Origin of the sequence: Gemmobacter sp. LW-1 (assembly GCF_001303875.1) — a bacterium.
In the GTDB taxonomy this organism is placed as follows: Bacteria; Pseudomonadota; Alphaproteobacteria; order Rhodobacterales; family Rhodobacteraceae; genus Gemmobacter; species Gemmobacter caeni.
Map to the genome: position 1 here is coordinate 1 of NZ_LJSC01000022.1, position 23,872 is coordinate 23,872.

The window sequence follows — 23,872 nt, forward strand, 5'->3', positions numbered from 1 at the left end:
GCCGCCGCGTCGCTGTCCTGCGCCGCCGCCCCTTCGCTGCCCAGCCCCTCTGGCCCCGGCAGGGCGCGGGCATCTTCCAGCACGATCCTGCCCGTGGCATCCCGCGCGGGTACGGGTTCAGGATGCGCCTCCGGTCCCAATGACAGGCCCTCTGCCACCTCCCCCAGCGCGCGCAGGCGGGCGCTCCCGGCGGAAGGTCCGGTTCCGGTGCCGGGCTGGCCGCTGGCATGTCGTGCAAAGACCACGCAAAGCGCGGGCGCCCAGGGCGCACGCAACTGGCGCAGATCTGTCGTTTCGGCAAGCGGTGCGAGCGGGTTCATTCCCGCAGCCTAAGGTGCGTGGGGACCGCCCTCAAGCCGGGTTCTCGACCTCGCGCCGATTGCCCGCTAGGCTCGCCCCGTCGCAGCGAGGGGAGACGCCGACATGACCATGCCACCCGTGGCCATCGAGGATGCGGCGCTGACGCGGCTTCTGTCGCGTGCCCGCGTTCTGGTGGTGGATGACGAAGCCGGGATGCGCAACTTCCTGATGAAGACGCTGGCGCCCTTCTGTCAGGCGGTCGAGGTTGCGGGCACCACGGCCGAAGCAGATGCGCAGCTGGATCGCGGCAATTTCGACATTGTGATCCTCGACAATATCATGCCCGGCCTGAAAGGGCTGGATTGGCTGGCCGAACAGCGCCGCCGGGGCGGCTTTGCCGAAACCATCATGATCACCGCCTATGCCGATCTGGAAACAGCTATCGAGGCGCTGCGGGCGGGTGCCTCGGACTTCGTGCTGAAACCCTTCCGGTCGAACCAGCTTCTGAACGCGGTGCGGCGGGCCTTGCAGATGGCACAACTGCGGCGAGAAAATCTGCTTCTGCGGCATGAACTGGCCAGCGGCGATACCGGGCCCGGGCGGCGCAACCGGCTGATCGGCAGTTCCGCCAGCATCGCCGCGGTGCGGGACATGCTGGCACGGGTGGCCGGGGTGACCACGCCGCTTCTGATCACTGGGGCTTCGGGTACCGGCAAGGAAGTCGCAGCGCGGCATCTGCACGGGATCTCCGACCGCGCCGACCGGCCCTTCGTGCCGATCAACTGCGCCGCCATCCCGCCCGACCGGATCGAGGCGGAACTGTTCGGCCATATCGCCGGTGCCTTGCCCGGCATTCCCGAAGGGCGCGAGGGTTTTCTGCCTTCGGCGCAAGGAGGCACGGTTTTTCTGGACGAGGTCGCCGAACTCAGCCCCGCCGCGCAATCGGCGCTGCTGCGGGTGGTGGAGGATGGCCGGATCCGTCCGCTGGGGGCGGCGCGGGATCTGGCGCTGGACCTGCGTTTCGTCCTCGCCTCCGGCCGCCCGCTGGAACCCGAAGTGGCAGCGGGGCGCTTCCGGCAGGATCTGTTTTTCCGCATCAATGTGCTTCAGATCGACATGCCGCCGCTGCGACATCGCGAAACCGACGTGATTGACCTTGCGGATCTGTTCCTGACCGAGATCGCGCAACGTCAGAGCCTTGCCCCGCTGGAGATGGACAGCACGACCCGCGCGGCCCTGTTGCGGCATGACTGGCCCGGCAATATCCGCGAGTTGCGCAATTTCATCGAACGCGCCCTGATCTTCGGGCGGTTTCCGCTGGAAACGCTGGCTCCGCCACAGCGGCAGGCCGAGGCCATCGAGCCTCTGGATGCGGTGGAACGCCGCCTGATCCTGCGCGCGCTGGATCTGACCGGCGGCAACCGCAGCGAGGCGGCGCGGCGTCTGGGCATTTCGCGCAAGACCATTGACCGCAAATGCGCGGGCTGGGGGCTTTAGTGGCGCGGCTCCTGCGCTCGGTCCGGGTGCGGCTGCTGCTGATTGCGCTGTTGCCCATGCTGGTGCTGCTGCCGCTTCTGCTTGGCGCCACGATGCAGCGCTGGTCGGGCAAGGTGGACGATTTGCTGATCGTCAAGGTGAATGGCGACCTGACCATTGCCGACCAGTATCTTGCGCGCCTGCTGGAGCTTTCGGGCGAAAGGCTGGATGCGCTGGCGCAATCGGTGGCGATGGAACGCGCGCTTCAGAGGCCGGACGATCTGACGGCACTGATCGCGACGCAAAAGCAGACGCTGGGGCTGGATTTCCTGTATGTGACCGATGGTACTGACGCCCCGGCCGGTTTTTTGCCTGCCGATTGGCCGGTGATCGGCGCCGCGCTGCAAGGGCAGGGCAAGGCGGCGGTGGATATCCTGTCACCTGCCGCGATGGAGGCTTTGACCCCCGGCTTGGCGGCACGGGCGGCGGTGCCGCTGGTGGCCACTCCCAATGCCGCGCCGACCGACCGGCTGACCGAGGATCGTGGCATGATCATCCATTCCGCCGCGCCGCTGCGCCTGCCCGATGGCCGTGCGGCGGCGCTGGTGGGTGGGTTGCTTCTGAACCGAAACCTCGATTTCATCGACACGATCAACGCACTGGTCTACCAGTCGCGCAGCCTGCCCGAGGGCAGCCAGGGCACCGCGACGCTGTTTCTTGACGATGTGCGCATCTCGACCAATGTGCGCCTGTTCGAGAATGTCCGGGCCCTTGGTACCCGTGTTTCGCAGGCGGTGCGCGCGCGGGTTCTGGGTGAGGGGCAGACATGGCTCGACAGCGCCTTCGTGGTGAACGACTGGTATATCTCGGCCTATGAGCCGATCATCGACAGCCACGGTGCGCGGATCGGGATGCTGTATGTCGGCTTTCTGGAAGCGCCGTTCCGGGCCGAGAAAACCCGCTCTTACCTGATTGCCACGCTGGTGTTCCTGGCCATCGCCGCGCTGTCGGTGCCGATCTTCCTGCGATGGGCGGGGCGCATCTTCCTGCCGCTGGAGCGGATGGGCCAGACTATCGCACGGGTCGAGGCGGGCGAGATGGATGCCCGTAACCGGATCGGCGCCGGGGATGACGAAATCTCGCGCGTGGCCGATCACCTCGACGGGTTGCTGGATACTGTGCAGGAGCGTGACCGCCAGTTGCGCGACTGGAACGAGCAACTGAACCAGAAAGTCGAAGAACGCACCCGTGACCTGCGCGACGCCAACCGGAGGCTGGAACGCACGACCGAACGGCTGATCATGTCGGAAAAGCTTGCCGCAGTGGGCGAGATCACGGCAGGCGTCGCGCATGAGATCAACAATCCCATCGCGGTCATCCAGGGCAATCTGGATGTGGCGCGCATGGTGCTGGGCGAAGGCGCGGCGCCGGTAAAGACCGAATTCGACCTGATCGACGATCAGGTTTACCGCATCGGTACCATCGTCTCGAAGCTGCTGCAATTCGCGCGGCCCGGCGAATATTCCGGCGCGGCCAACATCATCTCGCCCGCGCAGGTGGTGCGGGACTGTCTGGTGTTGACCCGTCGTCAGATCGAGGGGGCAGGCATCGAAATCCGCACCGATCTGGCAACGGAGGCGCAGGTGTTCATGGAACGGACCGAGCTTCAGCAAGTGGTCGTCAACCTGATCCTCAACGCCGTTCACGCCATGCCGGGCGGTGGCGTGCTGTCCCTGTCTGTGGCCCTGCGGCAGGGCAGGGTCGAGATCGGAGTGGCCGATAGCGGCACCGGGATGAGTGCAGAGATCCAGCGCCGCATCTTCGACCCGTTCTTCACCACCAAGCAGGCGCAGGGCACCGGGCTGGGTCTGTCGATCAGCCAGACGCTGATCACCCGCGCCGGAGGGCGGATCGGGGTCCGCTCGGCGCCGGGAAAGGGCAGCCGCTTCGTGATCCGCCTGCCGGTCGTAGAAAGTCCGTAAATGGACAAAATGTCCCACATTCAGCACAAGGCCTGCACCGTTGCGGACAGAATGTCCCTGTTTTGGCGTATCGGAGAAATCATTACAGCCAAAATGACAATTTAACTCATTGAAATTATTAATAAATTTTGTTGACCTGCAAATGATTCCCTCGCAAGTCTGAAGCGGCATGCTGTCGCATGCCAGATCGGGAGAGGCGCAAGGCAGGAGGGGCTGGCGCGTCATCCCCCGCTAAAAAGGGAGGGAAAACCCATGAGCAACGTCAAGTCAGGCGGCGCTTTCGGCTTCTTGCGGAAAGACCACATCGTCGCCAAGCCCGGCTTCAACCGCTGGCTGGTGCCACCGGCTTCCATCGCCATTCATCTGTGCATCGGATCGGTCTACGCATGGTCGGTGTTCAATCCGGCGCTGACCAAGCAGCTTGGTGTCGTGGCCCCGGCGGCTGACGACTGGTCGCTGGCCTCGGTGGTCTGGATCTTCTCGGTCGCGATCGTGTTTCTTGGTCTTTCCGCCGCTTTTGCAGGGCGGTGGCTGGAAGAAGTGGGCCCCCGCATGGTGGGCGTGGTCGCGGCGATCTGCTGGGGCGGTGGATTTGTCATCGGCTCGGTCGGGATTGCCACCCATCAGCTCTGGCTTGTGTATCTTGGCTATGGCGTGATCGGCGGCTGCGGGCTGGGGCTTGGCTATGTCTCGCCGGTGTCTACCCTGATCCGCTGGTTCCCCGACCGGCGCGGCATGGCGACGGGGCTTGCGATCATGGGCTTTGGTGGCGGGGCTATCATTGCCACGCCGCTGAAGGGCTGGCTGATGCAGACTTTCGCCAAGGCGCCTGAGTTTCTGGGTGCGCAGGAGACGGTGACGCTCGTCACCGAAGGCGGCCGGCAATTCGCGGAAACCGCAGCAGGCAAGGTTGAGGTTGTGGTGGCCTCCGCCGCGCAGGCGGCGGCACTGCCGGGTGGCGGCGAGGCAGGTGTTTACGCCGTGGGCACCGGCAATACCGGCGCGGCGGCCACCTTCCTTGCGCTTGGCATCGGCTATTTCGTCGTGATGATCGTGGCGGCGTTCCTTTATCGCGTGCCCGCACCGGGCTGGAAGCCCGCCGGCTGGCAGCCGAAACCCGCCGCCGCCAATGGCCTCATCACCTCTGCCAATGTTGACATCAATCAGGCGCTGAAAACCCCGCAGTTCTGGCAGCTGTGGATCATGCTTTGCTTCAACGTGACCGCCGGGATCGGTGTGATCGGCGTCGCCAAGACCATGATGTCGGAAATCTTCGGCACCACCATGCCGCTGGTCGTCACCGCCGCCTTCGCCTCGACCTATGTGCTGATGATCTCGGTCTTCAACATGCTGGGGCGGTTCTTCTGGGCCTCGACCTCGGATTATATCGGGCGCAAACCGACCTATATGATCTTCTTCCTGCTGGGGACGTTGCTGTATCTGTCGATCCCCTATTTCGCCAGCACCGGCAGCGCCAGCCCGTCGATGTTCTATCTGGTAGGGTTCTACATCGCCACCATGGTTATCTTCACCATGTATGGCGGCGGCTTCGCCACCATCCCGGCCTATATCGCGGATCTGTTCGGGACGATGCATGTCGGCGGCATCCATGGCCGCATCCTGACCGCCTGGTCCACCGCCGGGGTGCTGGGGCCGCTGGCCATCACCAGCCTGCGCGACATGTCGGTGGGCAGCGCAATCCGGGATCTGGCCTCGCGCGTCGATCCGGCGGCCTTTTCCGAAAAGTTCGGGGCGCCGCTCGATCAGCTAGACAGCCTTGTCGCCGCCAAGACGGTGACTATCGCCCGGCTGATGGAGATTGCACCCGCGGGCACCATTGACCCGACGCCAAGCCTTTACAACACGACGATGTATGCGATGGCGGCGCTGCTGGTTGTGGCTTTCATCGCGAATATGCTGATGCGGCCGGTGAAGGAACATCACCATCACGACGAACCAAAGCTGGCGCGCGTTCCGGCAGAATGATGGAAGGGGGCGCCAGTGGCGCCCTTTTTCACCTTAGGGGCGCAGCAGGTGGCGCAGCGCCGTGACCAACGCTTGCACCCCGTCATCAGTGGTGACGGGACCGGGCGAGGTGCGCAGAATCTGCCCGCGCCCGTCGGTGGCAATACCTGCCGAACGCAGCGCCGCTACGATCTGCGGCGCCGGGTGGCTGTTGGGCAGCCGCAACATGACCGAGCCGCCGCGTGCGGTTTCCGCGCGCGGGGTGATCAGGTCCAGCCCCATCTCATCCGCGGCGATGATGATCCGCGCGGTCTGTCTCCGGTTCTGTGCCAGCAGTGCCGCGTGATCCTGCGCGGCGTGCCAGTCCAGCGCGGGCAGCGAGGCGATGGCCGCCATGCAGCCCGGCGTGCCGTTGTCAAAGCGGCGGATGTCGGGGGCATAAGCGAAGCGGTCCAGCGCCCAGTTGAACGGGTCGGGCTGGCTGAACCAGCCGCGCAGCTCGGGCTGACACTGGCTGATCAGATCCGGCGCCACATGCAGGATGCCCGCGCCGGGCGTGCCGCACATCCATTTCAGGCTGGTCGAGATGGTGAAATCCACCGCCGGATCGGCGACGTCGAAGGGCAGCAGCCCCGCGCCCTGTGTAATGTCCACCCCGATCAGGCTGCCCATAGTCCGGCCATGCGCCACCATCGCGGGCAGGTCGATCCGGTGCGAGGTGGTGGAGGCGACCCATGTCAGCAGCGCTACAGCCACATCTGGCCCCCAATGCGCAAGGAAATCCTCGGGCTCCACCCAGGCGGCACCCTGCCGCATCGGCACGGTTTCCAGTGTGAACCCCAGCCGGTCCTGCAATTTCGTCAGGAGGAAGTGGTTCGACGGAAAGCAATCTGCCGCCACCAGCACCCGCTTGCCGGACAGCCGCTCCGGCGGCAGCGCGGTCATCAGCATGTGCAAGCCCTGCGTGACATTCTCGCAGGTGGTCAGGCTGCCCTCCGGCGCGCCGATGATGCCGCGCCAGTGTTCGATGAAGCTCGCGCGTTTGCCCAGCAGGTAGCCCCATTGCGCGTCATCCGGCGCTGCCCAGACGGCTGCAAATTCGGCCATGGCGTGGGCCAGATCCTCGGCCTTGCCGGGATACTGGCCGATGGAGTGATAAAGGAAATAGCTGTCTTGCATAGGTCTTACCGTTGATAGGCGCGCTGGAAGCGTTGCTCCAGCCAGCCGGTCAGCCGCACCAGCGGCCAAAGGATCGCCACATAGATCAGCGCGGCGCCGATCAGGGGCGTGGGATTGGCGAACAGGGCCTGCGCATCGGTGGCCTGTTTCAGCAGGTCGGTCATGGCGACGACCGAGGCGAGCGAGGTGTCCTTGATGATGCTCACGCAGTTCGAGGCATGCGGCGGGATTACGATGCGCATGGCCTGCGGCAGCACGACCTTGCGCATGGCCAGCCAGAAATGGATGCCAAGCGCTGCTGCGGCCTCGAACTGGCCCTTCGGGACCGCCTGAATGCCCGCACGCATCACCTCTGCCGTATAGGCGCCCAGCACCAGCGACAGCGCGATGGCGGCGGCGGCGAAGGAGGACAGCACGACCCCCGCGAAGGGCAGGGCGTAATAGATCAGGATGAGCACCACCAGAACCGGCATGGCGCGCATGAGATCGGTATACAGCACCGCGAACAGCCGCAGCGGTTTGGGCGCATAAAGCCGCATCAGCGCGATGCCGACCCCCAGCGCCGTGCCCATCACGATGGCGGTGACACCAAGCGCCAGCGTCATTCCCAGTCCGCGCAACAGGATCGGGAAAGCGCGTCGCATCACATCGGCGTTGAAGAAGATGTCTACGGCGTCCATGCGCTCGCTCCATGCGGCTGGGCGGGAAGGTCGGTGATCAGCATGTGCCCCGGTGCATGGGTGATGGCGAAGGGCAGCCGGGCCGAGGCGATGGCGCGTTCCATCGTCACGCCGCAGGCCCAGAACACCGCGACTTCGCCGGGCCGAACGTCGGTCAGCCCCAGCCCGTCGATCGGACGTGACAGGTCGACCCCGATCACCGCCGGATCGCCGGCATGGACCGGCGCGCCATGCGCCTGGGGATGGTTGCGTGTGACCTCGGTCGTCAGCGCGACCTGATCCGCCGGAACAGCGCGCATCGTCACCACCAGATTGCCGCCGAACGGTCCCGCCGCCCGGTTGGGCAATGCGGTGTCGAAGGCCGAGCAGCTTCGCCCCGACGCATGGCAGCGCAGGGCGACACCAGCCGCCACCAGATCGGCCTCGAAACTCAGCGAACAGCCGATGGCGAAGGGCACCAGATCGTCGCGCCAATGCGCGGCGATGTCGGGCAGGGTGCCGGTTGGCTGCCCGTCGCGGAACGTCCGGTAAAGCGGCAGGTCACGGCGCAGATCGATGTCACCCAGATCCGGCAGCGCCGGATCGCCCGCCCTTCCGCGCGCCAGCAAGGGGCAGGCGGCGGGATTGGCGTGCAGGAAGCTTTCGAAATCATCGGCGAAGGCGGCAGGGATCAGCGCCAGATTGGCCTGTGTCCAGCCCGGACACAGCGCCGCCGTCTGCCGCACCTCGCCCGCTCGAAATCGTTGCCGCCAGTCCGCCGGGGTCATGCCGCGTGCCAGTCGGTTTCGATCTGCGCTTTGAACAGCAGCACCTCAAGCTCATGCGTCTTGCGGGTGCGCATCCAGCGGTCGTCATCCATCCAGCCCGCGCGCCAGGTCGTCATCGCGACGAGGCAGGCGCCCGCAGGCAACCCCCAATCAGGCCCGGGCGTCACGCGGATCGAGACCCGCGGCACCCGCGCACCCGCCGCGCCAAGGTGAAAGTCGATCAGCCCCAGATCGGGATCCGGTCGGATTTCCACCGCCGCCTCCGACCCGTCGAAGAGCGATACCCCGCGCCAGAGGCCGGGTTCGGCCTCCGGCTGCAAATCCATCGACCCCAGTGCCCAACGGCCCAGCTTTCGCCCATCTGCCAGATGGCCGAAGGTGAAATCAGAAGGCGCCTCCACGCGCACCGAGGCCAGATGTGCGATATCCTGCATCTCAGTCGGCCGAGGTCGGCACCGGCATCGGCGTCACTGTATAGCTGTCCGCCGCCGGGGCGACGCCCATCCATTTCTCATAGATCGCCGCCATGGTGCCATCCGACTTCATGTCGGACAGGATCTGGTTCACCTGTTCCAGCTTGTCCGAACCCTTCGGCATCATCATGGCGAATTTCTCACCCGTGACGATCTCTGCCCCCACGGTCAGGCCCTTCATCTGGGTGAAGGCATAGCGCAGGCCGACCACATCGTTCACCGCCGCGTCAATCCGCCCGTTCAGCAGATCGGTCAGCATGTTCGAAGTGGTGTCATAGCTTTTGTATTCGGCATAACCGATTTCGGCTTCGCGTTCTTTCAGCCAGTTTTCGGGGAAAGAGGTGGCAACCGACCCCACAACCTTGCCCTTCAGCCCCTCGACCGACGCGATGTCGGACCCGTCCTTGACGCCGATCCCCAGCGCGCCCTGGAAATAGGGCTGAGTGAAAGACTGGCTTTCCAGCCGTTCATTGGTGATGGTCAGCGAGGAAATCACCATATCCACCCGGCCCGAGGCAGAGGCGACGAACAGCGCCTTGAAATCCATGCCGTCGATATTGGCGGTGGTGCCCATGCGCCGGGCGATTTCGTTCACGATATCGACCTCGAACCCCTCGAACGTGCCCGCCTCGGTCTTGTTTTCCCATGGCGGGTTGGCCGGATAGGCGCCAACGCGCAGCGCATCCTGCGCGAAAGCGGCGGTCGACAAGCTCAGGCCAAGCATCAGACCGGCGACGATGCCGGTGCGGCGGGTCATTTTCATGGGAACCTCCCTGTTGGACTTCGGGTCTCTCATCGGCCCGATTCTGCAAGGAATGGTGCCATAAACTGTATACTTTTCAAGAGATATTTCGGATTCAAAATGTCGCTCGGATATAAGAATATCCTTTATATATTGATGAAATTCAGTTTTTATACAGTTAATCGGCTTCCAAAGAGTATGCAAATGTCCAGGCAAAGCCATCGTGATCGGATCTATGACGTGCTGATGACGCGTATCCAGCGCGGCGAGGTCGGCTGGGAAGATCGGCTGATCGACACCGTCATTGCGACTGAACTGGGGGTGTCGCGGATGCCTGCGCGCGATGCGCTGATGCGACTGGCTGCGGAGGGCTATCTGGTGCCGACAACGCGTGGTTTCACACTGCCGAACCTCAGCCGCGCCGAGGTGCTGGAGGTGTTTGAGCTGCGCCGCATGCTGGACCCCCGTGCTGCCGCCATGGCCGCGCAGGCGATGACGTCCGAGGTGCTGGCCGATCTGACGCATGCGGTCGCGCAGACGCAGGGCTCGCTGGTGTCGGGCGACGTACCGCTGTTCTTCCACGCCTGCGAGGTTTACCGTAACCGCTGGCTCGACATCGTGCCGAACCGGGTGCTGGTCGACACCATCCGCCGTTACCTGGTGCAGGTGCAGACCGTCCGGCTGACCACGATGCGTGACGATGCAACCAACCGCATCATTGTCGAGGGGCAACGTGATCTGCTGGCCGCATTTCAGGCCCGCGACGCGGTTGCGGCTTCGGACCGGATGCTGCGCTTCGTGATCGAGGGCGAACAGGCGTTCCGGGCAATCGCGTCCTGAAGGGCCGGGGAAACGGTCAGGCCGGGGCGGGGCCGGTGCTGGCGCGCAGGATCAGCTCGACCGGCAGCACGGTATCGGCATCGCGGGCCTCACCCTTCAGGCAGGCCAGCATGCGTTCGGCGGCGGCGCGGCCGATCTCGGTTCGGGGCTGGCGGATCGTGGTCAGCGGTGGCGAGATATGGGCGACCAGTTCGATATCGTCAAAGCCCACCACCGACAGGTCGCCCGGCACGCGCAGCCCGTGGCGCTGCACCTCGCCGATGAAACCGCAGGCCATGGCGTCGGAGGCGAAGAATACTGCGGTCGGGCGGGTGGCGGCGGGTTGATCCAGCCAGATGCGCGCCGCCGTGCGCCCGGAATCCAGCGAGAAATCGCCGGGATAAAGATAGTCCTCGGGGAAGGGCAGGCCGCGCGCCGCCAGAGCCTCGGCCGTGCCGGACAGCCGCGCCTCGGTCAGCACGTTGCCGCGTGGCCCGGCGACATGGCCGATGCGGCAATGGCCCAGATCGGCCAGATGATCTACGGCCAGTCCCGCCGCAGCGCGATTGTCGATCTTCACGCGCGGCGCGGGCAGGCCGGGCACCCATTCGCAGGCCTCGACCACCGGCACGCGCCCTTGCAGCGCGGCGGCGGGCAGCGTGCCGTCAAGAATGATCAGCCCGTCGGCCCGGCTGGGTTCGGCGTAATCCAGCAGGGTTTGCGCGTCAGCGGTGCGGGTATCGGCAATCAGCAGGTTGTAACCGGCCGGGCCAAGGACCGAGGCGATGCCGGACAGGATCTGCGAAAAGAACGGGTTGGCGAGGTTTGGCACCAGCGCCACGATACCGCCCGTTCGCCGGTGGCGCAGATTGCGCGCGGCGAGGTTCAGCCGGTATCCCGTCGCCTCCACCGCCTGTTGCACGGCGGCGCGGGTGTCCTCGCTGACCCGTTCGGGGGTCGACAACGCCCGGCTGACCGTGGCGGTGGAAACCCCGGCAAGGCGGGCAACGTCGCTGATCTTGGGGCGGTCGTGCTTCATGGCCTTTCATACGCCGGGGCTGCGGCGCGCTCAATCCGTTCAGATGTGCAAGAATCATATTGCAAACGATTACATCGCATGTCTATCGTTGATGTAACCGATTACATAATCGGTCCCGTCACCAGTTTTGGGAGGAGCTGATGCGGACGATCAAAGGCCCCGGCCTGTTCCTTGCGCAATTCGCGGGGGACGCGGCGCCGTTCAACAGTTTCGCCGAGATTACCCGCTGGGCTGCCGATTGTGGTTACAGGGGGGTGCAGATCCCGACATGGGACGCCCGGCTGTTTGATCTGGACCGCGCCGCCGCCTCGCAGGACTATTGCGACGAGGTGAAGGGCATCGCCGCCGAGGCGGGTCTCTCGATCACCGAGCTTTCCACCCATCTGCAAGGCCAGTTGGTTGCGGTGCATCCGGCCTATGATGTGGCCTTCGACGGCTTCGCAGTGCCCGCCGTGCGCGGCAATCCGGCGGCGCGGGCGGAATGGGCGCAGGATCAGGTGAAGAAGGCGCTGACCGCCTCGCGCCGTCTGGGGCTTGGGGCGATGGCCACCTTCTCGGGTGCGCTGGCTTGGCCCTATATCTACCCCTGGCCGCAGCGCCCCGCCGGGCTGATCGAGGAAGCCTTTGACGAGCTTGCCCGCCGCTGGCGCCCGCTGCTGGATCATGCCGAGGATTGCGGTGTGGATCTCTGCTATGAAATCCACCCCGGCGAGGATCTGCACGACGGCATCAGCTACGAGATGTTCCTTGAGCGCACCGGCAATCACGCGCGGGCCTGCATGCTGTATGACCCGTCGCATTATGTGCTCCAGCATCTCGACTATCTGGAACACATCGACATCTATCACGAGCGCATCCGCATGTTCCACGTCAAGGATGCCGAGCTGAACCCGACCGGGCGGCAGGGGGTCTATGGCGGCTATCAATCCTGGGTCAATCGCGCCGGGCGCTTCCGCAGCCCGGGTGACGGGCAGGTGGATTTCGGCGGGATCTTCTCGAAGCTTACGCAATACGGGTTCGATGGCTGGGCGGTGGTCGAATGGGAATGCTGCCTGAAACACCCCGAGGATGGCGCGCGGGAGGGGGCCGAATTTGTGCAGGCCCATATCATCCGCGTCACCGAAAAGGCGTTTGACGATTTCGCGGATGCGGGCACCGACCGCGCTGCCAATCGCCGCATGCTCGGGCTGGAGGGCTGACACGATGGAACCGATCCGGCTGGGCATGGTGGGCGGCGGACAGGGGGCTTTCATCGGCGGGGTGCACCGCATAGCGGCGCGGCTCGATGGCCAGTATGCGCTGGTGGCGGGGGCGCTGTCTTCCGATCCCGCGCGGGCGGCGGCTTCGGCGGCGGAACTTGGGCTGGCGCGCAGCTATGACGATTACCGCCAGATGGCGGCGCGCGAGGCGCGGCGCAAGGACGGCATTCAGGCGGTGGCGATTGTCACGCCCAACCACATGCACGCGGGGCCGGCCATCGAGTTCCTCAAGCGCGGCATCCACGTCATTTGCGACAAGCCGCTGACCGCGACCATGGCCGAGGCGAAGCGGCTCGCCAAGGTAGCCGAAGCCTCGAAGGCGCTGTTCATCCTGACCCATAACTACACCGGCTATCCGCTGATCCGGCAGGCCCGTGCCATGATCGCGGCGGGCGATCTGGGCGCGTTGCGGCTGGTTCAGGTGGAATATGTGCAGGACTGGCTGACCGAGGCGGTGGCCAGCAAACAGGCTGACTGGCGCACCGATCCGCTAAGGTCCGGCCTTGGCGGTGCGCTGGGGGACATCGGCACGCATGCCTGGAACCTCGCAGCTTTCGTGACGGGGATGGAGCCGGAAGCGCTGGCCGCCGATCTGTCCAGCTTCGTGCCGGGGCGGGCGCTGGATGACAATGCCCATGTGATGCTGCGCTATCCCGGCGGGGCGAAGGGGATGCTTTGGGCCAGTCAGGTGGCGCCGGGGAACGAGAACGGGTTGCGGTTGCGGGTTTATGGCGCCAAAGGCGGGCTGGAATGGGAGCAGGAGAACCCCAACCGCCTGTGGTTCACGCCCTTCGGCGAACCCAAACGCCTGCTGACCCGCAATGGCGCCGGGGCGTTGCCCGAGGCGCAGCGTGTCTCCCGCGTGCCGCCCGGCCACCCGGAGGGCTATCTGGAAGGTTTCGCCAATATCTATACCGAGGCCGCGCGGGCAATCCGAGCGCATGAGGCGGGCGAAGCGCGCCCGGAGGGCGTGTTGTTCCCCGGCCTCTCTGACGGGCTTTCGGGGATGCGCTTTGTCGCAGCCTGCGTGCAATCGGCGAAACGCAACGCGGCCTGGGTCACGCCATGACCCCGGCGCTGGCGCTTCAGGATGTGCACAAGAGCTTCGGCCCGATCGAGGTGCTGCATGGCATCGACTTCGCGCTGAGACCCGGCGAGGTTCATGCGCTGATCGGTGAAAACGGCGCCGGCAAATCGACCATCATGAAGATCCTCGGCGGTTTTCTGGCGCCGACCTCCGGTCAGGTGCTGCTGGACGGCCAGCCCGCGCCCTATCGCAGCGGAGCGGAGGCCGAGGCGGCGGGCGTCGTCGTCATCCATCAGGAATTCAACCTCGCCCCCGATCTGACGGTGGCGCAGAATGTGTTCCTGGGACGCGAGCCGGGACGGTTCCTGCTGGACCACCGCGCGATGCGGCGCGAGACGCAGGCGCTGCTCGATCAACTGGATTGCCGGGTCAGCCCGGATGCCCGCATCCGCGATCTGGCGGTCTCGGATCGCCAGATGGTCGAGATCGCCAAGGCGCTGGGGCGCAAGGCGCGCGTCCTGATCATGGACGAGCCTTCCGCTGTGCTGACCCACCGCGAGGTTGAGGTGCTGTTTCGTCAGATCGACCGCTTGCGCGCCAGTGGCGTCGCGCTGCTTTACACCTCGCACCGGCTGGACGAGGTGCGCCATCTGGCCGACCGCATCACCGTTCTGCGCGACGGCGCCGTGGTGCGGCAGGCGCTGCGCGGCGAGCTGACAGAGGATGGCATGGCCACTGCCATGGTCGGGCGCGATCTCAAAGACATCTTCCCGCCCCGGCGCGACAGCTTTGGCCCCGTGGTGCTGGAGGTGCAGGGTTTCAGCGTCCCGCCGGTGGTGCAGGATGTCAGCTTCACCCTGCGGCGGGGCGAGGTGCTGGGGATTTCCGGCCTTGTGGGATCGGGGCGTACTGAACTGGCCGAAGGGCTGGTGGGTCTGCGCCCGCACCGTGGCAGCCTGCGCCGCGAGGGCCAAGCGATCACGCTGCATTCCACTGCCGATGCGGCTGCCCATGGCCTTGCCTATCTGACCGAGGATCGCAAGGAACTGGGCTTGCTGCTCGACAAATCCCTGCGCGAGAACCTGACGCTTTCGACGCTGGGCCGCTTTGGCCGCCTGATGATCTCGCGCCCGGCCGAGGAAACCGCGCTGACCCGTGCCATCGAGGATTTCGACATACGCGCCCCGCGCCGCGACATGGCGGTGGGCAACCTGTCGGGCGGCAACCAGCAGAAGCTGTTGCTGGCCAAGACCATGCTGCCCGATCCGCAGATCGTCATCATCGACGAGCCCACGCGCGGTATCGACATCGGCACCAAGAGCCAGATCTATCATTTCATCGACCGCCTCGCCCGCGACGGGCTGAGCGTCATCGTCATCTCCTCTGACATGCCGGAAATCCTCGGCCTCTCGGACCGCGTTCTGGTGATGCGGCAGGGCCGGGTGGCGGGCGAGTTGCAGGGCGATGCGATCACCGAAACCGCCGTGGTGCGGCTGGTCATGGGCACAACCGAAGAGGCCACAGCCGATGCGTAACCTTTCGCTTTCCACCCTCGGGCCACTGGCGGCGCTGATCCTTCTGGTGGTGCTGGGGGCATTTCTGAACGCCAACTTCCTGTCGGCGGGCAATATTACCAATGTGCTGGCGCGGTCCGCCTTCATCGGCATGATCGCGGTGGGTATGACCTTCGTCATCACCTCGGGCGGGCTGGACCTGTCGGTCGGGTCGATGGCGGCTTTCATCGCGGGCATGATGATCCTTGCGATGAACGCCATGCTGCCCACGCTGGGGATTGGCGTGCCGCTCGTGCTGGCGGGTATGGCTGTTGCGCTTGGCGTCGGGCTTCTGGCGGGGCTGGCGAATGGCTTGCTGATCACCCGTGCCGGGATCGAGCCTTTCATCGTCACGCTGGGCACCATGGGCATCTTCCGCAGCCTCGTGACCTGGATTGCCGACGGCGGCACGCTCAGCCTCGATTTCGAGGCGCGGCAATTCTATCGCCCGGTCTACTACGGCGGCATTTTCGGCATCACATGGCCCATTCTGGTCTTCGCCGTGGTGGCCGTGCTGGGCGAACTTGCCATGCGCCACACCCGTTTCGGCCGCTATTGCGAGGCCATCGGATCGAACGACCGCGTGGCGCGCTATTCGGCGGTGAAGGTCGAACGCGTGCAGTTGATGACCTATGTCGCGCTTGGCGTGCTGGTCGGCCTCGCGACCATCCTTTACGTCCCGCGCCTTGGCTCTGCCTCCGGCTCGACCGGGCTTCTGTGGGAACTTGAGGCCATCGCCGCCGTCATCATCGGTGGCACCGCGCTGAAGGGCGGCTATGGTCGGGTCTGGGGCACGGTGGTGGGCGTGCTGATCCTCAGCCTCATCGACAATATCCTGAACCTTGCCGACCTCGTGTCGCCCTATCTGAACGGGGCCATCCAGGGGGTTATCATCGTGCTCGCCGTTGTGCTGCAACGCGGGAAATCTTCCGCCGAAGGGCGGTAACCATCCGCCGCCGGGGAGGGCGGCGCTCAGGGAGGAAAGACCATGAAACGCAGACAGTTCTTCGGTGCCACCGCAGCGCTTGCCATGTCCGCAAGCCTTGCCACCATGGCGGTGGCCGAGGACAAGACCTATACCATCGGCGTCTCCATCCCCTCGGCCACGCATGGCTTCATGGGCGGGCTGAACTGGCACGCGCAGGACACGATCAAGCGGCTTGAGGCCACTTATCCCAACGTCAAATTCGTGCTGGCCACGGCGGGAGAGCCGGGCAAGCAGGTCGATGACATTGAGGATATGCTGGCCACCCGCAATATCGACGGGCTGGTGGTGCTGCCCTTTGAATCCGAGCCGCTGACCGGGCCGGTCAAGGCGGTGAAAGACGCGGGCAAATGGGTGACCGTGGTCGACCGGGGGCTGTCGCAGCCGGGGATCGAAGATCTTTATGTCGCGGGCGACAATACCGCTTTTGGCCAGGTCGCTGGGGAATATTTCCGCGAAAATCTGCCCTCCGGCGCCAAGGTGGTGATCCTGCGCGGCATCCCCACGACACTGGACAACGAGCGGGTGGACGCCTTCGAGAAGGCCATTGACGGCTCGGGCATCGAGGTGCTGGACAAGCAGCACGGCAACTGGAACCGCGACGACGCCTTCACTGTCATGCAGGATTACCTGTCGAAATATCCCAAGATCGACGCGGTCTGGGCGGCAGATGACGATATGGCGCTGGGTGTGATGGAGGCCATCGCCGCCGCCGGGCGCACGGATGAGATGTGGATTGTCGGCGGCGCCGGGATGAAGGAAATCATCAAGCGCGTCATGGACGGCGACAAGCAGGTTCCGGTGGATGTGACCTATCCGCCTGCACAGATCTCTTCGGCCATCGAGATGACGACACTGCATTTCGTATCGGCGGCGCCGGTCTCGGGGCGGTTCATCATCGGATCGACCCTGGTGACGCCTGAAAATGCGGCGCAGTTCTACTTCCCCGACAGCCCGTTCTGACGGGAAGGGCGGGGGCTTTCCTGCCCCCGCCCGCCGCTGCCCTGCGTGACGCAACGTGACCCGGCCCTTCGCTTCGGCCCATGCTATGATCGTGCCGAAGCAGGAGGCAGCCGATGCGACTGAATGTGAACGGGACCATGCACGAGGTGGATGTCGAACCCGACATGCCGCTGTTGTGGGTATTGCGCGATGAACTGGGCCTGACCGGCACGAAATACGGCTGCGGCATTGCGCAATGCGGGGCCTGCACCGTCTGGCTGGGCGGCGAGGCGATGCGGTCCTGCCAGATCCCGGCTTCCGATGCCGAGGGCGCCGAGATCACCACCATCGAAGGGCTGGGCACGCCCGCCGCGCTGCATGCGGTGCAGGCGGCATGGGTGGAAGGGCAGGTGGCGCAATGCGGCTACTGCCAGTCGGGCCAGATCATGCAGGCGGCTTCGCTGCTGACGCAGATCCCGAACCCGAGCGACGCCGAAATTGATGAAGCGATGGCGGGTAACCTCTGCCGCTGCGGCACCTACCCGCGCATCCGTGCGGCGGTGCATCGCGCGGCGCAACTGATGCGGGAGGGTTGAATCATGTCCCGGATCGGCAAGATCGCGCGCCGCAGTTTTCTCATCGGCTCCGCTGCTATCGCGGGGGGCGTTGCTTTCGGCCTTTACGCTGTGCGCAAGACCCCTGAAAACCCGCTGCTGGCCGGGCTGGCGCCGGGGGAGACGAGCTTCAACCCTTGGGTCAAGATTACCGCTGACCGCATCACCCTGATCACCCCGCATGCCGATCTGGGGCAGGGAGCCATGTCGATGCAGGCGTTGCTGATCGCCGAGGAACTTGACGTCGACCCCGCGCAGGTCGCCACCGAATTCGGTCCGCCCGCTGCGGCCTATTGGAATACTGCGCTGGGTGCTGAAAGCGCGCCCTTCCTGCCGGGCGATACCGGCCTCGCGGCCCGTGCCACGCGCGGCGCGATGAATGCGGCGTTCAAACTGGTCGGGATGCAGGGAACGGGAGGCTCCAGCGCGGTGCCGGACAGTTTCGTGAAGCTGCGACAAGCCGGGGCCATGGCACGCGAGACGCTGAAGCGGGTGGCGGCACAGCGCCACGGTGTCGATGTGGCCCTGCTGCGCAGCGAGAACGGCGCCGTGATCCTGCCGGATGGCATGGCGGTGCCCTATACCGCGCTGGCGGCTGATGCCGCGCAGTCCGATCCGGTGCAGGAAGTGCCATTGCGCCCCGACAGCGACTGGCGGCTGATTGGCAAGCCGATGCGGCGGCTGGATATCCTGCCAAAATCCACCGGCACGCAGGTCTATGGTATCGACCTGAAGGTCGAGGGCATGGTCCATGCGGCGGTGCGGCTGAACCCCCGGCGTGGTGTGCTGCTCAGCCATGACGCGACGGCGGCGAAAGCGATGCGCGGCGTTGCGCAGGTGCTGCCGATCCGCGATGGCGTGGCGGTCATCGCCGACAACACATGGCGCGCCATGCAGGCGGCGCAGGCGGTGGTCTGTGACTGGGGCCCCGCGCCTTACCCCGCCGAAATGGCCGATCACTGGGCGGCAGTGGAGGCAGGCTTTGATCCCGCGCATCTGGACAAGGAATGGCGGGCCGACGGCGATATGGACGCGGGCCTCACCGCCGCTGAGGTCGTCAGCGCCGAATATCGCGCGCCCTATCTGGCGCATCAGCCGCTGGAACCGCTGAACGCGATTGTCCGCTATTCGGAGGCGGAAACCGAGGTCTGGACGGCGCATCAGCTTCCCCGGATGTTGCAGGATCTGGTGGCGGGTGTCACCGGGCAGGGCTCTGGCCAGATCACGCTGCACAACCAGTTCGCGGGCGGCAGTTTTGGGCACCGGCTGGAGTTTGACCATGTGCTGCGCGCGGCCGAGATTGCGCGGCAGATGCCGGGCACCCCGGTCAAGCTGACCTATTCCCGCGAAGAGGATTTCGCGCAGGATTTCACCCGCCCGCCGGGCATGGCGCGCGGGCGTGGCACGGTGGCAAACGGGCAGGTGCAGGCGGTGGAGATCGTGACCTCCGGCCCCTCTCCCAGCCGCTCGCAACTCGGGCGCGCGGGCTATTCGGTGCCGGGGCCGGACAACCAGCTTCCCGCCGGGATCTGGAACGCGCCTTACGCGCCCGCCGCCTTTCGGGTGCGGGCGCATGCGGTGGAAGGGCTGGCGCCGGTCTCCAGCTGGCGTTCGGTTGGCGCCTCGCTCGGCGGGTTTTTCCTTGAAAGCTTTCTGGACGAGCTGATCCACGCCGCCGGGGCCGATCCGATGGCTGAACGGCTGCGGCTTTGCAATGACCCGGTGGCGCGGGGCGTGCTGGAGGCGGTGGCGGAACTGTCTGGCTGGCAAGGCCCCAGCCCGGCACCGGGGCATGGCAGGGGCGTCGCGCTTGTCCAGAGCTTCGGGGTCAATGTGGCCGAAGTCGTGGATGTGCGCATGACCGACGCCGGGCTGCGTATCGACCGGGTGTTCTGCGTGGCCGATGTGGGCCGCGTCGTCGATCCGGTGAATATCGAGAACCAGATTCAGGGCGCGGTGATCTGGGGTCTGGGTCATGCGATGAATTGCGAAATCACCTATGCCGATGGCATGTCCGAGCAGACGAATTACGACAGCCACAGCGGGATGCGGCTGGACCAATGCCCCGAGATTGTGGTGCGCGTACTGGAAAACGCGCCAGATGTGCGCGGCATCGGCGAGCCGCCGGTGCCCCCCGCTGCGCCCGCGCTGGCCAACGCGATCTTCGCTGCCACGGGGCAACGGCTGCGCGAAATGCCCTTCGGCAAGTTTGTCGATTTCGCCTAGGCGCCGTCCAGTTGCGCGACCAGGCATGTGGTGGCGGCGTCCAGTGCGGCTACGGTACTTGACAGGTCGAGCGGCTGGGCGCTGACCACGCCCAGACAGGCTTCGATCCCGGCACGGCTCAGGAACCCAGCGCGCAGCGGCACGGCGATACCATGCGCGCCCGGCTGCAACTCGCCGCTGGTGGCCGACCATCCGTCCTGCCGCGCCTGCACCACCTGCGCGCTGTCACCGGGCTGCTGTGACCGGGCTGACAGGATCGCGATGCCCGCCGCGCCGCGCCCGATGGGATGGCGGGCGCCGACGCGATAGGTAATCTCCAGCAGCCCGCTCTTGCCCGGACTGGTCAGCAGCGCCAGACAGTCCTCGCCCGCCGCGACCGAAAGGAAGGCCGTCTGCCCGGTATCACGGGCCAGCGCATCCACCGCTTCTTGCCCGTGCAGCCGCAGGCGGGCATGGACTCCCTGCATCAGCGGCAAGAGCCCCGGCCCGAGGATCGCGGTGCCATCCGCCAGCCGGGTGACGAAGGCATGCGCCTCCAGCGTGGCGACCAGCCGGTAACAGATACGCCGGTCCACCCCCAGCGCCAGCGCCAGCGCCGCCATGCCAATCGGCCCGCGCGCGGCAATGACGCTCAACGCCTGCAAGCCGCGGTCGAGGGTCTGCACCCGTTCGGGAGTCGTTGCAGTTGACACGAGCGCCGCCCTTTCTGTAGCGTCAAATATAGCACATTTATGTGCTATTATCGCTCATATATCAAGCCGCAGGGGAGGATCGCCAATGACCACCGGATGCCCGGCCCATGCTGATGGCGCAGCCTGCCCCGTGTCGGACCGCGCCCGCGCCTTCGACCCGTTCACCGGCGCATATCAGATCGACCCCGCCGCCGCGCTGGCCTGGTCACGGGCGGATGAGCCCGTGTTCTACAGCCCCGAGACCGGCTATTGGGTGGTCAGCTGCTATGCCGATGTGAAGGCGGTGTTCCGCGATCCATTGCTATTTTCTCCGTGCAATGTGCTGGAAAAGATCACCCCCTTCCCCGACGAAGCGATGGCTGTGCTGGCCTCCTATGGCTATGCGATGAACCGGACGCTGGTGAACGAGGACGAACCCGCCCATACCGAACGCCGTCGCGTGCTGATGGCGCATTTCCTGCCCGCCAATATTGAGGCGCACCGCGACCGTGTGCGGGTGCTGACGCGCGAGAAGGTGGATGCTTTCATCGCCAAAGGCCGTGCCGATCTGGTGGAGGAGATGCTGTGGGAAATCCCGCTGACGGTGGCGCTGCATTTCCTTGGTGTGCCGGAAAGTGACATGGCCCGCCTTCGCGAGTTCTCCATGGCGCATACCGTCAACACCTGGGGCCGACCCTCGCGCGAGGATCAGATCGCGCTGGCGCATGAGGTGGGCCGGTTCTGGCAGTTCGCGGGCGAGGTGCTGAACCGGATGCGGGCGGAACCCCACGGCCAGGGCTGGATGCATGAGGCGATCCGGCAGAACGCCCTGCACCCTGACATCGTGACCGACAGCTATCTTCATTCGATGATGATGGCGATTATCGTCGCGGCGCATGAGACCACCGCCCATGCAGCGGCCAATGCGATCAAGCTCTTGCTGACCGATGGTGCGGGCTGGCGCGCGATCTGCGAAGATGCGGTGCTGATCCCCAATGCGGTGGAGGAATGCCTGCGCTATGCTGGGTCTGTGGTGGCCTGGCGGCGGCAGTTGACGGCGCCCGCCAGGGTGGGTGGCACCGATTTGCCTGCGGGGGCGAAGCTGCTGATCGTCATGGCCAGCGCCAATCATGATGAGCGCCAGTTCCAGAATGCCGACGGTTTCGACATCTACCGAGATAATGCCACCGATCATCTGACCTTCGGTTATGGCGCGCATCAGTGCATGGGCAAAAACCTTGCCCGGCTGGAACTGCGGATCATTCTGGAGGAGCTTTCGCGCCGCCTGCCGCATCTGCGGCTGGCTGAACAGGAATTCACCTATCTGCCCAATACCTCGTTCCGGGGGCCGGATCACCTTTGGGTGGAATGGGATGTTGCCGCCAATCCGGCAGAGGGGGCCGAGCGGGCGCGGTTCGAGATCGGCGCCCCGCGTCGCAAGGACATCGCCCGCAGCGTGGTGGTGACGACGGTGATGCCGGAGGCTGAAGGAGTCATCACCCTGCATCTGGCCGATCCGCAGGGACGGCCGCTGCCGCGCTGGACCCCCGGTGCGCATGTGGATCTGGAGCTTGATGGCTTTGATCGCAGCTATTCGCTCTGCGGCGACCCGGATGCGCCGGGCTATACCGTCTCGATCCTGCGTGAAGAGGCCGGGCGCGGCGGCTCGCGTCGTTTCCACGCAGTAACACCCGGCACGGTGCTGCGGCTGCGCGGGCCGCGCAATCACTTCCCGCTGGACGAGGCGGCGCCTGCGCATCTGCTGATTGCGGGCGGTATCGGAATCACGCCGATCCTGGCCATGGCTGACCGGCTGAAACGGATCGGGGCGCGCTATCATCTGCATTACCTTGGCGGGGCCGAGGCGCGGATGGCGCATCTGGCGCGGCTGAGCCGCGATCACGCGGGGCAGGTGGCGGCGCATCCGCGCGACCGCGCACCACGCGCCGATCTGGCGGCACTGGTCGCCGCTGCTCCGCCGGGCACCCGCATTTCCGCCTGCGGCCCGGCGCGGATGCTTGAGGCCCTGCAAACCCTGACGGCCACGCGCCCCGATCTGGTGCTGGCCATCGAGCATTTCAGCGCGGGCGACGATACCGACCTTGCCGACAACCGTCCCTTCGAGGTCGAACTGGCCGACAGCGGCTTCACCCTGCCCGTGCCTGCCGACCGTACCCTGTTGCAGGTTCTGCGCGCGGCTGGCATCGACATCGCCTCGGATTGCGAGGAAGGGTTGTGCGGCAGCTGCGAAGTCGCGGTGCTGGATGGCACGGTCGATCATCGCGACAAGGTGCTGAGCATTGCGGAAAGGGCTGCGGGCACCCGGATGATGTGCTGCCGCTCGCGCGGCGCGGGGCGGCTGAAACTGGCGCTTTAACGCCCTTTCAGCTTGTCCATCACTGCGTCGCAGGCGGCCTCCCATCCCGCACTGACGTCATGCGCTTTCAGTATCTGAAAGCCGCGTTCGGTGATGCCGCCGGGGGTGACAAGTTCGTGCAGCATCTGCGCCATCGGCTCGTGCTTGCTGTCGATCAGCGCCCCGGCCGCCGCGAAGGTCAGCGCGTTCAGCCGCCGCGCCACCAGTGGGTCAAGGCCCTGCGCGGCTGCCCATTCAGCGCTGCGCGCGATGAGATCCTGCGCCCAGCCATAGATCGCGGCGGAAACCGTGGCGATTTCAAACTCCGCCTCGCTGGTCAAGGGGATGACGGGCCCAAGTGCCTCCAGTAACCGTCGAGCTTCGGGCAGATCAGGGAAGCAGGCGGTCGGGCTGGCACCGACCTCGGCCGCCGTCAGGGGCATGATGCGCATGCGCCGGGCAGGGCCTGTGTCCAGCGCCGCAATTGGCACACCGGCGCAGGCCGAAACCAGCACCTGCCTCGCGCGCCACGGCAGCCCCGCCACCGCGCCGGGTGCCGCCGCTGGCCGCACCGCGAGCAGGACCAGATCGCAGCGCGCCACCAGATCGGCATTGTCGCGGGCTAGCGGATGCCCGTATCGCACCGCCATCTCTGCCGCCCGGCCACGCGGCGACAGCAGCACCTCGCCGGGCGCGAACCCCGCCCGGTGCAGCCCCGCCAGCAGCGCCGCCGCCAGATGCCCGATTCCGATGATCCCCAGCATCTTGCCCCCTTTTCCTTGCCGTATCCTCGTCCGCAGAAACGGCCCAGGCAAGG

The 23,872-nt window shown here is 65.8% G+C and carries 21 protein-coding genes; 12 read left to right on the forward strand and 9 right to left on the reverse strand.

Annotation, left to right across the window (positions count from 1 at the left end):
- Nucleotides 1-320: hypothetical protein (locus AO684_RS03090; protein WP_054301282.1), on the reverse strand; the 320-nt coding region annotated here is incomplete at its 3' end.
- Nucleotides 321-423: 103 nt separating this feature from the next.
- Between AO684_RS03090 and AO684_RS03095 the strand changes: the two genes are divergently transcribed.
- The 3 genes from AO684_RS03095 (at nucleotide 424) to AO684_RS03105 (ending at nucleotide 5,744) form a co-directional block, all read left to right on the forward strand.
- The gene (locus tag AO684_RS03095) at nucleotides 424-1,797 is read left to right on the forward strand and encodes a sigma-54 dependent transcriptional regulator (protein WP_235451199.1); all 1,374 of its coding nucleotides are present in this window, start codon (nucleotides 424-426) and stop codon (nucleotides 1,795-1,797) included.
- A gap of 56 nt (nucleotides 1,798-1,853) precedes the next feature.
- Nucleotides 1,854-3,758, forward strand: a complete 1,905-nt coding sequence (locus AO684_RS03100) for a cache domain-containing protein (protein WP_235451200.1) — start codon at nucleotides 1,854-1,856, stop codon at nucleotides 3,756-3,758.
- A gap of 252 nt (nucleotides 3,759-4,010) precedes the next feature.
- Nucleotides 4,011-5,744 (forward strand): OFA family MFS transporter, encoded by a 1,734-nt coding sequence (locus AO684_RS03105; RefSeq protein WP_054301284.1) that lies wholly within the window; start codon nucleotides 4,011-4,013, stop codon nucleotides 5,742-5,744.
- Nucleotides 5,745-5,777: 33 nt separating this feature from the next.
- Here the strand turns inward: AO684_RS03105 and AO684_RS03110 are convergent, their stop codons facing one another.
- From AO684_RS03110 to AO684_RS03130, 5 genes are read right to left on the reverse strand one after another with little or no spacing between them, the layout of a single operon-like run.
- Complete coding sequence (locus AO684_RS03110; RefSeq protein WP_054301285.1) at nucleotides 5,778-6,902, reverse strand: aminotransferase class V-fold PLP-dependent enzyme; 1,125 nt, start codon at nucleotides 6,900-6,902, stop codon at nucleotides 5,778-5,780.
- Between the two features lie 5 nt (nucleotides 6,903-6,907).
- A complete protein-coding gene (locus tag AO684_RS03115) occupies nucleotides 6,908-7,582 on the reverse strand; it encodes an amino acid ABC transporter permease (protein ID WP_054301286.1) in 675 nt (224 codons plus the stop codon).
- Entirely contained in the window at nucleotides 7,570-8,349 is a 780-nt protein-coding gene (locus AO684_RS03120; protein WP_054301287.1) for a D-glutamate cyclase family protein, read from the reverse strand. Before AO684_RS03120 ends, AO684_RS03115 begins: the two co-directional genes overlap by 13 nt.
- Nucleotides 8,346-8,783 carry a hypothetical protein gene (locus tag AO684_RS03125; protein WP_054301288.1) on the reverse strand — a complete coding sequence of 146 codons (438 nt, stop codon included), beginning with the start codon at nucleotides 8,781-8,783 and terminating at the stop codon, nucleotides 8,346-8,348. The genes AO684_RS03120 and AO684_RS03125 overlap by 4 nt, the downstream gene beginning before the upstream one ends.
- Nucleotide 8,784: 1 nt before the next feature.
- Nucleotides 8,785-9,585, reverse strand: a complete 801-nt coding sequence (locus tag AO684_RS03130; protein WP_054301289.1) for an ABC transporter substrate-binding protein — start codon at nucleotides 9,583-9,585, stop codon at nucleotides 8,785-8,787.
- Between the two features lie 183 nt (nucleotides 9,586-9,768).
- Here AO684_RS03130 and AO684_RS03135 point away from each other — a divergent pair, with 183 nt between their 5' ends.
- A complete protein-coding gene (locus AO684_RS03135) occupies nucleotides 9,769-10,404 on the forward strand; it encodes a GntR family transcriptional regulator (RefSeq protein WP_211317730.1) in 636 nt (211 codons plus the stop codon).
- 16 nt (nucleotides 10,405-10,420) lie between these two features.
- Here AO684_RS03135 and AO684_RS03140 read toward each other — a convergent pair whose 3' ends face one another.
- A complete protein-coding gene (locus tag AO684_RS03140; RefSeq protein ID WP_054301291.1) occupies nucleotides 10,421-11,422 on the reverse strand; it encodes a LacI family DNA-binding transcriptional regulator in 1,002 nt (333 codons plus the stop codon).
- 140 nt (nucleotides 11,423-11,562) lie between these two features.
- Here AO684_RS03140 and AO684_RS03145 point away from each other — a divergent pair, with 140 nt between their 5' ends.
- The 7 genes from AO684_RS03145 to AO684_RS03175 all read left to right on the forward strand — a co-directional run bounded on the left by AO684_RS03145 (nucleotide 11,563) and on the right by AO684_RS03175 (nucleotide 20,028).
- Complete coding sequence (locus AO684_RS03145; protein ID WP_054301292.1) at nucleotides 11,563-12,621, forward strand: sugar phosphate isomerase/epimerase; 1,059 nt, start codon at nucleotides 11,563-11,565, stop codon at nucleotides 12,619-12,621.
- A 4-nt stretch (nucleotides 12,622-12,625) separates the two neighbouring features.
- Nucleotides 12,626-13,750: a Gfo/Idh/MocA family protein gene (locus tag AO684_RS03150; protein ID WP_200907786.1), complete on the forward strand. Its 1,125-nt coding sequence runs from the start codon at nucleotides 12,626-12,628 to the stop codon at nucleotides 13,748-13,750.
- Entirely contained in the window at nucleotides 13,747-15,243 is a 1,497-nt protein-coding gene (locus AO684_RS03155) for a sugar ABC transporter ATP-binding protein (RefSeq protein ID WP_054301293.1), read from the forward strand. The genes AO684_RS03150 and AO684_RS03155 overlap by 4 nt, the downstream gene beginning before the upstream one ends.
- The gene (locus AO684_RS03160) at nucleotides 15,236-16,207 is read left to right on the forward strand and encodes an ABC transporter permease (RefSeq protein ID WP_054301294.1); all 972 of its coding nucleotides are present in this window, start codon (nucleotides 15,236-15,238) and stop codon (nucleotides 16,205-16,207) included. Before AO684_RS03155 ends, AO684_RS03160 begins: the two co-directional genes overlap by 8 nt.
- A 42-nt stretch (nucleotides 16,208-16,249) precedes the next feature.
- Nucleotides 16,250-17,209, forward strand: a complete 960-nt coding sequence (locus tag AO684_RS03165; protein ID WP_054301295.1) for an ABC transporter substrate-binding protein — start codon at nucleotides 16,250-16,252, stop codon at nucleotides 17,207-17,209.
- Between the two features lie 113 nt (nucleotides 17,210-17,322).
- On the forward strand, nucleotides 17,323-17,784 hold the full coding sequence (locus AO684_RS03170) for a (2Fe-2S)-binding protein (protein ID WP_054301296.1): 462 nt from the start codon (nucleotides 17,323-17,325) through the stop codon (nucleotides 17,782-17,784).
- A 3-nt stretch (nucleotides 17,785-17,787) separates the two neighbouring features.
- Complete coding sequence (locus AO684_RS03175) at nucleotides 17,788-20,028, forward strand: xanthine dehydrogenase family protein molybdopterin-binding subunit (protein WP_054301297.1); 2,241 nt, start codon at nucleotides 17,788-17,790, stop codon at nucleotides 20,026-20,028.
- Here the strand turns inward: AO684_RS03175 and AO684_RS03180 are convergent.
- Nucleotides 20,025-20,720: a transcriptional regulator gene (locus tag AO684_RS03180; protein ID WP_152968331.1), complete on the reverse strand. Its 696-nt coding sequence runs from the start codon at nucleotides 20,718-20,720 to the stop codon at nucleotides 20,025-20,027. The genes AO684_RS03175 and AO684_RS03180 overlap by 4 nt on opposite strands.
- An 85-nt stretch (nucleotides 20,721-20,805) precedes the next feature.
- Between AO684_RS03180 and AO684_RS03185 the strand changes: the two genes are divergently transcribed.
- The gene (locus AO684_RS03185) at nucleotides 20,806-23,076 is read left to right on the forward strand and encodes a cytochrome P450/oxidoreductase (protein ID WP_054301299.1); all 2,271 of its coding nucleotides are present in this window, start codon (nucleotides 20,806-20,808) and stop codon (nucleotides 23,074-23,076) included.
- On the opposite strand, the gene AO684_RS03190 is transcribed toward AO684_RS03185, so the two are convergent.
- Complete coding sequence (locus AO684_RS03190; protein WP_054301300.1) at nucleotides 23,073-23,819, reverse strand: NAD(P)-binding domain-containing protein; 747 nt, start codon at nucleotides 23,817-23,819, stop codon at nucleotides 23,073-23,075. The genes AO684_RS03185 and AO684_RS03190 overlap by 4 nt on opposite strands.
- Nucleotides 23,820-23,872 lie beyond the last annotated feature (53 nt).